We start from the raw sequence: 12,866 nt of genomic DNA, 5'->3' as shown, positions 1-12,866 counted from the left end.
GTGGCGAGGCTGGTCGGCCAGCATAGCCGCTGGCGCCGGCCTTGAAAAGCCGCCTCGGCGGCCGGTCGACGTCCCGCCTCGCCGTTCGATTCGTCCGGAACGCGCCGATGCCGTGAGCGGGGCCGGGCCTGCGCGTGGCGCGCTTGCGCTATCATTTCGGCCATGTCGATGCCCTCCTCGATGCGCGCATTCCTGCGTCGCCGCTCGTGCCGCGTCTCGCGCCGATGATCGATTCCAGTGACAAGCCGCTGGTGGTCGCGATTTCCTCGCGCGCCTTGTTCGACCTGGATTCCACCCACCAGATCTACGAGGAGCGAGGCCTCCAGGCCTACATGGATTACCAGCGCGAGCGAGAGGATGAAGTGCTGCAGCCGGGCGTGGCGTTCCCCCTGGTCACCAAGCTGCTCGCGCTGAACGACGACGAGATGGATCACCCCGGGGTGGAGGTACTGCTGCTCTCCCGCAACAGCGCGGACACGGGGCTGCGAATCTTCAACTCGATCGAGCACCACGGGCTGAAGATCGAGCGTGCGGTGTTCACGAACGGGGCCAGCCCGGCCAATTACATCGAGCCGGTCGGCGCCGACCTGTTCCTCTCGGCCAATGCCGAAGACGTTCGAAAGGTGCTCATGGCCGGCTACGCAGCGGCGACCATTCTTCCCCAGGCGACCCGCGAGAATCGTTCCGGGCAGCTGCGGATCGCCTTCGACGGGGACGCGGTGATCTTCAGCGACGAGGCCGAGCGGGTCTACAAGACCCAGGGCCTGGAAGCGTTCTCGTCCAGCGAACGCGAGGCGGCAATGACGCCGCTGCGTGCCGGACCGTTCAAGGCGGTGCTGGAAGCGATCCACCGCATCCAGTCGGCGTACCCTGCCGACGAGACGCCGGTCCGCACCGCCCTGGTCACGGCGCGCTCGGCGCCGGCGCACAAGCGGGTGATCATGACCCTGCGCGCGTGGGGCATCCGCATCGACGAATCGATGTTCCTCGGCGGTCGCGACAAGGCCACGTTCCTGCGGGCATTCGGAGCGGACATCTTCTTCGACGACCAGGCGCTGCATTGCGAGAGCGCCAGCCAGGTCATCGCCACCGGTCACGTCCCGCACGGCGTGGCCAACGAACCGGCGTCCTCCGGCCCGGACGAAGCGTCGGCCGACGAGGCCGGTGACGACGGACGGGACGACGGCAACGACGACGGAGCCGGCACGCCATCCTGACCGACCCACGGCATTCGCCCAGCGCTCGGCCTTACTTCAAGTCATGGAATAGATATGTTTCACAAGATTCTGATTGCATTGTTTTTTATCGCGTTTTTCGTTCCGCCGGCGCTGGCCCAGGAGCCGCCCGTCGAGGTCGAGACGCCGGGCGGTTGCGAAACGCCGGCCGACAGCGACGGTTGCATCGACGCCGAGGGCAGCGAGACCTGGGACGTGCAGGACCCGCCCGACGAATGGGTGGAGGTCGACATCGACACCGACGAAGTGACCTGGTCGACGGTGACCGTCAGCCCGGACGGCCGGACCGTGGTGTTCGATCTCCTCGGCGACCTCTACCGGGTCGACGTCGGCGGCGGTGATGCCCGACCGCTGACTTCGGGCATCGCCTGGGACTTCCAGCCGACCTTCAGCCCCGACGGTCGCCGGATCGCGTTCATCAGCGACCGGGGCGGTGCCGAGAACATCTGGACCATGTCGGCCGATGGCGAGGACCTGGAGCAGGTGACCGACGAGCAGGCCCAGCTGCTGCACAATCCGGCCTGGACGCCCGACGGAGAGTTCATCGCGGCGCGCAAGGGCTACGTCTCGGCGCGCTCGATCCCGGCCGGCTCGATCTGGATGTACCACCGCTCGGGCGGCGGGGGCGTGGAACTGGTCGAACGGCTGCACGGCGAGCAGTCGCAGAAGAACATCGCCGAGCCTGCATTCTCGCCCGACGGCCGCTACCTGTATTTCAGCCAGGATGTGACCTCCGGTACGGTCTGGCAGTACAACAAGGATGCCAACGCCGGCGTGTTCGCGATCCGGCGCCTCGATCGCGAGACCGGCGAGACCGAAACCGTGGTTTCGGGGCCCGGCGGCGCGGTGCGCCCGGTGCCTTCCCCGGACGGCGGCTACCTCGCGTTCGTCCGGCGCAACCCGACCGAACTCTCCAGCCGCCTGATGATCAAGGACCTGGAGTCGGGCGTCGAGACGACCCTGTTCGACGGCCTGTCGCGCGACATGCAGGAGACCAGCGGAGATCGCGGCAACTATCCGGGCTTCGCCTGGCTGCCCGACGGCGAGGGCCTGGTCCTCTGGAGCAACGGAGGGCTGCATCGCGTGAACCTGGACGGCGAGCGCTCCGCGATCTCCTTCCGGGTCCGCGATACGCGCCGCGTCCAGCCGGCGCTGCGCCTCGAAACGCCGGTCGCGCCGGAGACCGTCGACCTGCGCATGCTGCGCTGGAACCAGCATTCGCCGGACGGCGAACGGGCGCTGTACCAGGCGCTGGGTCATGTCTGGGTCCACGATCTCGATTCGGATCGCCGGCGCCGGCTGACCGACCAGGACGAGCACTGGGAATTCCACCCGCGGTTCTCGCCCGACGGCGAATCGGTGGTCTACACCACCTTCGACGACGAAGCGTTGGGCAGCGTCCGGGTCCGTCGCATCGGGCGTGGTGGCGAGCGGGTGCTCACGGACGAGCCCGGGCACTACGTCGAACCGGCATTCTCGCCGGACGGTCGGCAGGTGGTGTTCCGCAAGACCACGGGCGGCTACCTGACCTCGCCGACCTGGTCCGAGCGACCGGGCATCTACCGTGTCCCGGTCGACGGCGGCGAGCCCGTCCGGGTCGTCGAAGGCGGCAGCAATCCGCAGTTCTCGGCCGACGGCGAACGCATCCTGTACACGGAGCGGACGGATACGACCACGCTCGCGCTCAAGAGCGTGGATCTCGACGGCAACGACGAACGTACGCACCTCAACGGCGACTGGGTGACCGAGTACAGCGTTTCACCCGACGGCCGCTGGGTTGCCTTCACCCAGGACTACAACGCCTACGTCGCCCCGTTCTTCGCCGCGGGCAAGCCGGTCTCGATCAGTTCATCGACGTCGGCGTATCCGGTGCGCCAGGTCTCGGCGCGAGCCGGGGAGGTGCTGCACTGGCTGGACGACGGCTCGACCCTGGGCTGGTCCTACGGCTCGACGCTGTACCGGCGACCGCTGAACGATGCGTTCGCGTTTCTCGAAGGCGCGCCCGACGAACTCCCGGAGCCGGTCACGGAAGGCCGGGACCTCGCCTTCGAGGTCGATGCCGATGTACCGGACGGCCGGATCGCGCTGACCGGCGGCCGCGTGGTCACGATGCGCGACGCCTACGAACGGGAGGAAATCATCGAGAACGGCGTCGTGCTGGTCCGCGGGAACACCATCGAAGCGGTGGGCGCGGCCGACGACGTCGAGATCCCGGACGGATACCGCGTCGTCGATGTGTCCGGCCACACGGTGATTCCGGGCCTGGTCGATGCCCATGCCCACGGCGCGATGAGCAACGAGCAACTGCAGCCGAAACAGAACTGGATGCAGTACGCCAACCTCGCATTCGGCGTGACCACCGTTCACGATCCGTCGAACGACAACTGGGGCATCTTCTCGATGGCCGAGCTGCAGCGCACCGGCCGCTCGCTGGCCCCGCGCATCTTCTCGACCGGCCGGATTCTCTATGCGGGCCTGTTCCCCGGAGCGACCGCCCGGATCGACGACTACGAGGACGCCCTGTTCCACGTGCGGCGACAGCAGCAGCAGGGAGCGATCTCGGTCAAGAGCTACAACTATCTCCGTCGGGATCAGCGTCAGCAGGTGCTCCGCGCCGGTCGCGAGCTCGGCATGCTCGTCGTTCCCGAGGGTGGCATGCGCCTGGAACAGAACCTGACCCAGATCGTCGACGGCCACACAGGCATCGAGCACAGCCTGTCGGTGCAGCGCATCCGGTCCGACATCGACCAGCTCTGGAGCCAGACCGAGGTCGTGTATTCGCCGACCTTCGTGGTGGCCTACGGCGGCCTCATGGGCGAGGAGTACTGGTACGACCGGACCGAGGTCTGGAAGAACGACCGGCTGATGGCCTTCACGCCCAGGTCGATCGTCTATCCGCGCTCGATCCGTCGCCCGACCGCGCCGGACGAGCACTACAACCACATCGCCGTGGCCGAAGAGGCCTTGGAGCTCAACGAGCTCGGGGTGCCGGTGGTCATCGGGGCGCACGGTCAGCTCGCCGGTCTCGGAGCGCACTGGGAATTCTGGATGATGGAGCAGGGCGGCTTCACGCCGTTCCAGGCCCTCCGCGGTGCGACCATCGATGGGGCGGCCTACTTCGGCATGGACGGCGAAATCGGTTCGATCGAGGAAGGCAAGCTGGCCGACCTCGTGGTCATCGACGGCAACCCGCTCGAGAACATCCGCGAAAGCCAGAACGTCGCCTACACGATGCTCAACGGCCGACTCTACGACGCCGCCACGATGGACCAGGTGGCCCCGGTCTCCGAGCCGCGCGAACCGTTCTTCTTCGAGCGCCCGGGTGGCGATGCCTGGCAGGAAGCCACCCACCAGCGCTTCGAGGCGATGGCGCGGGCGCTGGGCTGGACGCACGACGACCACTGATCGCACGATCACGCGCACTATCCTGTTGCAGGACGCCGGGGTCGCCCCGGCGTCTTCGTTTCCGCCGACCGGGCCGTTCCGCCGCCGAGGTCGGCTATCCTCGATGCTGACGTGAACCCGGAACGCGGATGAACTGGATCGTCCACAAGTTCGGCGGCAGCAGCCTCGCGGATGCCCGAGCGTTCGAGCACGTGGTCGGCCTGATGACGGCCGAGAGCGGCGCTCGGCGCCAGGCCGTTGTGGTCTCGGCGATGCAGGGAACCACCGATGCCCTGATCGACCTGGCCGAGCGCGCCGCAGGTGACGCCGCCGACTGGCCGGAGGCCTTCGAAGCCCTCCGGTCGCGCCACCTCGAATGCGCCACGATGCTCGGTCTGGAGCCCGAGGCGATCGAGCCGATGGCCGTGTCCTTCCGCCGCCTTCGACACCTGCTCGAAAGCTTCGGCCTGCTGGGCTCGGTGCCGGAGGAGGCCCTGGAACTCGTTTCGGCCCTGGGCGAACAGTGGTCGGCGCGCCTGCTCGACGGTGCGTTCCGGGCTCGCGGCCAGGCCAGTCGCTTCGTCGATGCGCGCGAGGTGATCCGGATCCGCCGCGGCGAGCTCGGCCCGATCGCGCTGCTCGACGACAGCCGGAAACGGTTGGCGGCGATCACGAACGACGCGCCCGATCGCCTGGTCGTGACCGGCTTCTGCTGTCGCGACGAGCAGGGCAGGATCGCGACGCTGGGGCGCGACGGCAGCGACTTCACTGCGACGATCCTGGCGGCCCTGCTGGACGCCGGTGAAGTGCAGATCTGGACGGACGTCGACGGCGTCCTGAATGCCGATCCGGGCCGGGTTCCGAATGCGCAGGTCATCGAGCGCCTTTCCTATCGAGAAGCGTTCGAGCTGGCCTATTTCGGTGCGCGCGTGCTCCATCCCCAGACGCTGTCGCCGCTTCTGCAGCGCGACGTGCCGGTCCGCATTCGGTCGACGCGCCATCCCGATCGGCCGGGCACGCTCATCGACCGGGCGGGCTCGGGCACACCGCCGGTCAAGGGAATGACGGCGATCCGCGATCTCGCGCTGGTCAACATCGAGGGCGCCGGCATGCTCGGCGTGCCGGGGACCGCCGAGCGGGTGTTCGCCACCCTGCACCGCGGCGCGATCTCGGTGACGATGATTTCCCAGGGCAGCTCCGAGCATTCGATCTGCTGCGTGGTCCCGGCCGTCGATGCGGACCGGGCCCGACAATTGCTGTCCGAGGCCTTTGCCCGTGAAATCGACGCCGGCCAGCTCCAGGCCGTGCGCCAGGAAGACCGGATCGAGGTCCTGGCGGCGGTCGGCGACGGCATGGCCGGTGCGCCGGGCGTGGCCGGCCGGCTGTTCGGTGCGCTCGGGCGGGCGGGGGTGAATGTCCGCGCGATCGCACAGGGGAGTTCCGAGCGCAACATCTCGATCGCGGTGACCCGCGACCAGTCCGAGCGTGCGCTCCGCGCACTGCACGCCGCGTTCTACCTGTCGCGCCACAGCCTGTCGATCGGAGTGATCGGCCCCGGCCAGGTCGGGCGGGCGCTTCTCGGTCAACTCCGGGATGCCGCGCCGCGCCTGGCCGAAACCGCCGGGCTGGACCTGCAGATTCGCGCGGTCGCCAATTCCCGCGCAATGGTCCTGGACGATGCGCAGGTCTCCGACGTTGCCATGGCCGGCGACCTGTCGGCTGGTGAACCCCTCGACTACGAGCGCCTGGCGGCCCACGTCCGCGCCGAGCGGCTGCCGCACGCGGTATTGATCGACTGCACCGCGAGCGACGTCCCGCCGACCCGCTACGTCGAGTGGCTCGAAGCGGGCATTCACGTGATCACTCCGAACAAGCAGGCCGGGGCGGGCGACCTGGAACGCTACCGCAAGCTGCGCCGGCTGGACGCGGACGGTCCGGCGCGGTGGCGCTACGAGGCAACGGTCGGGGCCGGGCTGCCGGTGGTCCAGACGCTCCGCGACCTGGTCGACAGCGGCGACCGGGTGGATTCGATCGAAGGCATCTTCTCGGGCACGCTGGCGTGGCTGTTCAACCGGTTCGAGCCCGGCATGACCTTCTCGGGCCTGGTGCGCGAAGCCCACGACGCCGGTTACACGGAGCCCGATCCGGCCGACGACCTTTCCGGCATGGACGTGGCGCGAAAGCTCGTGATCCTCGGGCGCGAGCTCGGTCTTCCGCTGACCCTGGACGCCATCGAAATCGATCCACTGCTGCCCACCGCCGACCTGTCGGGTGCCGAGGCGGTATTCGACGCGCTGCCGGAGATGGACGAGGCGATGAGCCGACGGCTCGAGGCCGCGCGTGCTGCGGGTGGGTGCCTGCGATACACCGCGCGCCTGGCATCCGACGGCAGCGCCCGGGTCGGCCTGGAGCAGCTGCCCGGCGACCATCCCTTCGCCCACCTGGCCCTGACCGACAACGTGGTCGCGTTCCGGACCCGCCGCTACTGCGACAACCCGCTGATCGTGCAGGGCCCGGGGGCGGGGCCCGACGTCACCGCCGCCGGGGTGTTCTCCGACCTGCTCCGGATCGCCCAGTCGCTGGGCTGAGGTCGTCGCGCTTCAGCCGCAATGCCAGCAGGCTTCGCCGCGCATCGGCGCGGTGCCGACACCGCCGTTCCAACCGCCGCTTGCGCTTCCGATCGGACTGCCCGGCGGCACGGCCGGGCCGGGCGGTGCCGGGTCCATGGGTGGCGCCGGTCGGTCGAGGTGGCCGCGGACCTGGCCTTGGAGCCACGCCGCGAAGGCGGGATCCGTACGCCGCGGTAGGGCCTCGAGCAGCGATTCCAGGGCGGCCCGGCTCGACGCGCGCACCTCGGGCGACGCGCTCGGCGCATCGAGGTGGATCAGGGCCGCGGCGAAGCGGCCCGCGACCCGCTGGGCGATCAGCCCGCCGCGAGCGCCATCGCGGTCGGCCAGCGCGCCGACGACACGGCGTTCGATCGCGTCCAGCACGTGTTCCAGGCCCGGTAATTCGTTGTCCAGCGCATGCTGGCGGACCAGGCGCTCGGCACGCCTCGGTGCCAGCAGTGCGGCGAGCGTGAGGTCGGCGGCCGTCTCGGCGGCGGTGAACGGATCGAAGGCGGGCTCGGTTCGAGCGGCCAGCGTCTCGGCGGGCGCATCCTCGAAGCCGAACCCGCGGGTACCCGGCGGCAGCCGGGCCAGCAAGTCGTCGGGCAGGTCGAGGAGGTCCGGCGCCAGCGTCTCGAGGAGCGCGTCGAGCGCGCGCTGCTGGGCGGCTCCGTCGACCGGTTCCACGACGTCGTTCCGGCGTTCACGGACCGGGTCGCGCTCGGCGTAGCGGAACGCAACGCCGCCGATCAGCTTGGCCGCCGCGTCGACCTGGTAGCGGTGGTAGAGATAGATCGGCACGAGGACCTCGCGGAGTTCCGCCAGCGGTCGACCGGGCGCGATCCGGTCGGGACCGAATCGCTGGAGTGCATGGTGGCGCACCGCGATCGTGCGCCGCAGTTCCTCGACCGGGTCGCTGCCGTTGTCCCAGACCGACGCGTGGGGGTGCGCCTCCGCGACATCGCGCCCGTGTTCGTCGGCGACGTAGCGCAGTCCGCGCGCAAACGCGTCTTCCAGGACGGCGTCGAGCGCTTCCGCTTCGTCGACCCCGGCCGGAAACTCGCCGTACAGCCACCGGGCCGTGACCCGGTCCCAGTCGCCGATTCCCCGACCGTAGGCCCGGCTGAAGTCCAGCTCGCCGTCGCGGAGGTCGACCCAGGGCGCGGGGTAGTCCATGACCGAAGCCCGGTCGTTGCTCGAGGCGGCGAAATTGTGGCCGAAGCCCAGCGCATGGCCGACCTCGTGGGCGGCCAGCTGGCGGATCCGGTCCAGCGAGAGCTCGACCGGGTCGTCCTCGCGGCCCGTCCCCGTGGCCTCGACGCCGGCCAGGCCTTCGAAGATCATGCGGTCCTGCCGGACCCGCTGGGAACCGAGGATGACGTGGCCCTTGATCATCTCGCCGGTCCGCGGATCGATCACCCCGCCGCCGTAGGACCAACCGCGGGTCTGGCGATGCACCCACTGGACCACGTTGTAGCGGATGTCGAGTGGATGGGCATCCTCGGGCAGCAGTTCGACCCGGTAGCCGTCCGGGAATCCCGCGGCTTCGAAGGCGTCCGCCCACCAGGAGGCGCCGTCGACCAGGGCATCGCGGATCCGCTTCGGTGCGCCGGGGTCGATATGGAACACGATTGGTTCGACGATGCCGGAAGCGGGGTCGCCGGGTTCCGCGTACTGCAGGCGATGACGCACCGCGTAGCGGCGCACGATCGGGGCATCGAGCGGCGCGGCGTAGTCGCGAAACGCCAGCTCGAAGCTGCCGCTGCGGGGATCGGCCGCGCGGACGCGGTAGCCGTCATCGGGCAGGCGCACGAAGCTGTGGTGCTGGACCAGCGTGACGCTGTGCGGGTCTGCAGCCGTGGCGCGCACCTGCGGGCCGGGGTCGTCGCCGGCGAACGTGATCCAAGCATCGATCTCGACGTTGTCCGGAAATACCAGCAGCGATCCGGGGTCGGGCATCGAGCGATCGTCCGCGAGCTTGAAGCTGCCGCCGTCCGCGCCGAGGCGTCGGGCCAGCCCGAGTCCGTCACGGACGAGCCAACCGGAGAGATCGACCAGCACCCGGCCGGAATCGTCTTCGGCCAGGACCTCGGTGCTCCAGAGGAACGAGCGGGCGAAGGATTCGGCCACCGCGGACCGTTCCCGTTCGGCAGCGCCCTCGGCCCGGTAGTCAAGGTTCTCGGCTTCGACCAGGACCCGTTCGCCCACCCTGCGGAAGCGCAGGATGCGGCCGGCGTCGCCCCAGCCGCGATCCAGGCCGAGGGGGTTCGAGCCGAGTCCGCGCGTGAGCCGCAGCGCGTGCAGGAATCGCAGCAGCGTACCGTCGGCCGACGGCGCGGGCAGGGCGGCCAGGACACGGCCGCGGTCGCGGTCCAGATAGACCTCGAACAGCCCTTCGAGCCGGTCGAGTTCCGCCGTGGCCTGCTCGAAGCCGACCGGCTCCGGAGCGGGAGGGGTGCCGCCGGACGGGGCGGCCATGCCCGGGCCGGCCAGGAGCAACACGATTGCGGCCGCGATGCACGACGCGCGAAAAAAGAGAACGGGGTCGGGAGTTATCGGATTCATCGATGCTCGGACGGGACAGCAGCGTCCGAGTATGCACGAGCCGGCGATGGGTCACGATGCCGGTCGGGCCGCGTCGTGATGGAGCGCGTCGACCCGTGTGGCGTGGATCGATGACGAATTGCGTTCATTGACGGGACGGGGTACTTTTCCTGTCGTTATCCAGTCCAATACGATGCCGGAGCCTTGCCATGATTCGCATGTCGACCCCCCTCGTTCTTGCCGGCGCACTCGCGGCCGTTCTTCTTTTCGCGCTACCCGCTGCCCGGCTGGACGCGGGCCCGGGAATCTGGACGTCGAACGGGCCGGACGGCGGATGGGTGCTCGGACTGGCGGCCTCGCCCTTCGTCGCCAACGAGGTCTACGCCGTGTCGCGGGGCGGAGTCTTCAAGTCGGTCGACGGCGGCGTGACCTGGACCGACCGCAGTGCCGGAATCAACCGTCAGGTCTTCGATATCGCTCATAGCCAGACGGGAATCGGCCGCCTGATGGTCAGCGGCTCGACCAAGCTGTTCTTCAGCGACGACGGAGCGACGACCTGGCAGGACCGGACGCCGCCGGCGGCACTGCTTTCCGGCGCGTTTCTCGGGCGCCTCGAGGTGTCGCCGACGCTCGCGGGCACCTACTATGTCGTGCTGGACGACGGCCGTGTGCTGTGGACCTCGGACTCGGGCCTGAGCTGGAGCGCCTCGCCCGTCGTACCCCAACCGGGCGACTTCTTCATTACCGCGATCGCGGCCGACCCGGCCGCGCCCGGCGAAGTGCTCATCGCGACCGAAGGCGACTTCGCGAGCAACGATCATCGCGTGTTCCGCGGCGACCTGACGCTTCCGGCACCGCCCACGGTCTGGACCGAAGTGGCCTGCGCACCCGGCTGTCCGTGGGATTCCCAATCGTTCCGCGCGATGGAGTTCGGCTCGGCGGGCCGGGTTTGGGCCGTCGGCGGCCAGGGCGTGGCACGAAGCGATGACGGAGGGGCCACCTGGACGGCGACGCCGGCCAGTCCGAGCACGTTCAACGACTCCATCGCGATCAAGCCCGGCGACAACACCGAGATCTACCTGGCCGGGGGGGAAGGAATCCAGTACACGACCGACGACGGGGCGACCTGGACCCACGTCGTGGCCGGATTCGCCGGCAACGACCTGCTCCAGGCCGCAACCAGCACGGTGGTCGTCTACAAGCCCTTCGATACCGCCCGGCAGCTGGTCGGCACGATCAGCAACGGCGTCTATCGGCGGAATGCCCTGCCGCCGACCGACAGTTTCGTACCCGGGGTGACCGGCTTCAACGCCCAGAATATCCGCGCCGTGGCCTCGAACGTGGGCAACAAGGTGCATGCCGGCGTCGGTGATGCCTTCGGCGCTACCTTCGTCAGTTTCCGTTCGACGAACAACGGCTTGACCTGGCCGACCGCAAACAGCGGATTGGCCGCAGACCAGTTCCGGGCCCTGGTGGTCGATCCCAACGACAGCGACACGATCTACGCCGGCGGTCTGTTCCGGCCCAAATCGGACGGCATGGGCGGGACCGACCCGGGCAACGGTGGCATCTACAAGAGCGTCGACGGCGGATTGACTTGGTCGACGATCGACAACGGCATCCCCCAGACGCCCCCGCCGTTCCAGTTTTCCCTGTTCGGCACGGTCCGCGATATCGCGGTCGACCCCTTCAGCGCCGGACCGATGGGGGATTCCCAGGTGCTCTATGCGGTCGGCTCGGGACGGTATACGGACGACGGCATGGGCGGCTTCACCCAGGAGGCCGCGCGGGTCTACAAGAGCGTCGACGCAGGTGCCACGTGGGTGGCGTCCGACACCGGGATCGGCGGAGGGGAGACCGGTGCCTCGGGGCGAGTCATGTACGCGTCCGGCGTGCAGATCGTGGTCGATACGGCCGACCTGACCGGAAACACGCTGTACATGGCCACCTTCATCGGCCGTGGCGACGGCGATGTGCCGATGGCGATCGACAACGGGGTGTTCAAGTCGACCGATGGTGGCGCGACCTGGTCGAACGTGACCAACGGGTTGCCGCGGGCGAACGGGATGCCCGGCGCAGCGGCTGCGGACGTGCTGTCGCTGGCCTACGACCCGACCGACCCGACCGGGCAGACCCTCTATGCGTCGACCAACGACCTGTCCAATTCGGTGCTCGGGACCGTGTACAAGACCGTCGACGGGGGCTTGAACTGGACCTTCTCCGGGGCCGGACTGGCCAATCGCGACGTCCGGGACCTGATCGTCGATCCCCTGACCGGCGACGTCTATGCGGGCATCGCGGACCCCCTCGGCAACGGGGACGGAGGCGTGTTCGTGAGCGACGACGGCGGTGCGACGTGGTCGTCGATCAGCACCGGGTTTCCGGGCGCGGCGGTTGCGCTCAAGCTCGAACTCGACAATACGGGTTCGAACCTGTTGATCCATGCGGGAACGACGCGCAGCGTCCAGAGCTTCGAGGTCATTCCCGACGGCGACACCGACGGTGCGACCAATCCGGTCGAGGAAGGGGCGCCCAACGCCGGGGACGGCAACGGGGACGGGGTGCCCGACCGGGACCAGGCCGTGGTCGCATCGCCCCAGGTGCTCGACCCGTTCCGCGGCACCAGCAGCTACATCACCGCCGAACTGGTCGGTCTCGTCGGGACCTGTCCTGGCCTGGAGAACAGCTTCGGGCTCGACCTGCTCGACGACGTTCCGATCGAGTCGGCCATGGAAGCCACCTACAGCGGCCTCCACCTGCGAATTCCGGACTGCGAAGAAGCGCAGATCGCGCTGACCTATCACGACCCGGACGCCGAGTTCTCCGACCCGTCCTATCGCGTGCGAGCCTACGGGCTGGCCTTCCCGGACGAAGACACGACGAGCTGGTTCGACCTGGCGGGCAGCAGCGTGGTCGGGACGACCTGGACGTTCACGCTGGTCGACGGGGCCCTTGGCGACGCCACGCCCGACGACGGCGTGATCGTCTTCCAGGGCGCGGCGAAGCGCCTGCGTGAAGCCTTCTTCGCCGATTCGATGGAAGCCGAGTAGGGCGCCGGCCCGGATCGCCGACCCGGGCGGTCCGCTTCATCGAG

5 protein-coding genes are annotated in these 12,866 nt (G+C 69.1%); 4 read left to right on the top strand and 1 reads right to left on the bottom strand.

All coding sequences use genetic code 11. The features are described from left to right. Positions 1-224: 224 nt before the first annotated feature. From KUV67_00690 to thrA, 3 genes are all read left to right on the top strand, one after another. Complete coding sequence (locus KUV67_00690) at positions 225-1,217, top strand: 5'-nucleotidase (GenBank protein ID MBY6203392.1); 993 nt, start codon at positions 225-227, stop codon at positions 1,215-1,217. Positions 1,218-1,271: 54 nt separating this feature from the next. Next, positions 1,272-4,640 carry an amidohydrolase family protein gene (locus KUV67_00685; GenBank protein ID MBY6203391.1) on the top strand — a complete coding sequence of 1,123 codons (3,369 nt, stop codon included), beginning with the start codon at positions 1,272-1,274 and terminating at the stop codon, positions 4,638-4,640. Positions 4,641-4,768: 128 nt separating this feature from the next. Beyond that, positions 4,769-7,207: a bifunctional aspartate kinase/homoserine dehydrogenase I gene (gene thrA / locus KUV67_00680; protein MBY6203390.1), complete on the top strand. Its 2,439-nt coding sequence runs from the start codon at positions 4,769-4,771 to the stop codon at positions 7,205-7,207. Between the two features lie 12 nt (positions 7,208-7,219). Here thrA and KUV67_00675 read toward each other — a convergent pair whose 3' ends face one another. After that, positions 7,220-9,793, bottom strand: coding sequence for a zinc-dependent metalloprotease (locus KUV67_00675; protein MBY6203389.1), 2,574 nt, complete (start codon positions 9,791-9,793; stop codon positions 7,220-7,222). 188 nt (positions 9,794-9,981) lie between these two features. Here KUV67_00675 and KUV67_00670 point away from each other — a divergent pair, with 188 nt between their 5' ends. Further along, positions 9,982-12,822 carry a hypothetical protein gene (locus KUV67_00670; GenBank protein ID MBY6203388.1) on the top strand — a complete coding sequence of 947 codons (2,841 nt, stop codon included), beginning with the start codon at positions 9,982-9,984 and terminating at the stop codon, positions 12,820-12,822. The last annotated feature ends 44 nt before the right edge of the window (positions 12,823-12,866 follow it).

Origin of the sequence: Halomonas denitrificans (assembly GCA_019800895.1) — a bacterium.
Classification (GTDB): domain Bacteria; phylum Pseudomonadota; class Gammaproteobacteria; order Xanthomonadales; family Wenzhouxiangellaceae.
The sequence above is the reverse complement of the archived record's forward strand: the minus strand, read 5'-3'. Positions and strand labels throughout refer to the sequence as shown.

Bases quoted from the DNA above. Each gene is read 5' to 3' on its own strand.
- KUV67_00690 (MBY6203392.1), top strand. From the start codon at position 225: ATGATCGATTCCAGTGACAAGCCGCTGGTGGTCGCGATTTCCTCGCGC.
- KUV67_00685 (MBY6203391.1), top strand. From the start codon at position 1,272: ATGTTTCACAAGATTCTGATTGCATTGTTTTTTATCGCGTTTTTCGTT.
- thrA (MBY6203390.1), top strand. From the start codon at position 4,769: ATGAACTGGATCGTCCACAAGTTCGGCGGCAGCAGCCTCGCGGATGCC.
- KUV67_00675 (MBY6203389.1), bottom strand. From the start codon at position 9,793: ATGAATCCGATAACTCCCGACCCCGTTCTCTTTTTTCGCGCGTCGTGC.
- KUV67_00670 (MBY6203388.1), top strand. From the start codon at position 9,982: ATGATTCGCATGTCGACCCCCCTCGTTCTTGCCGGCGCACTCGCGGCC.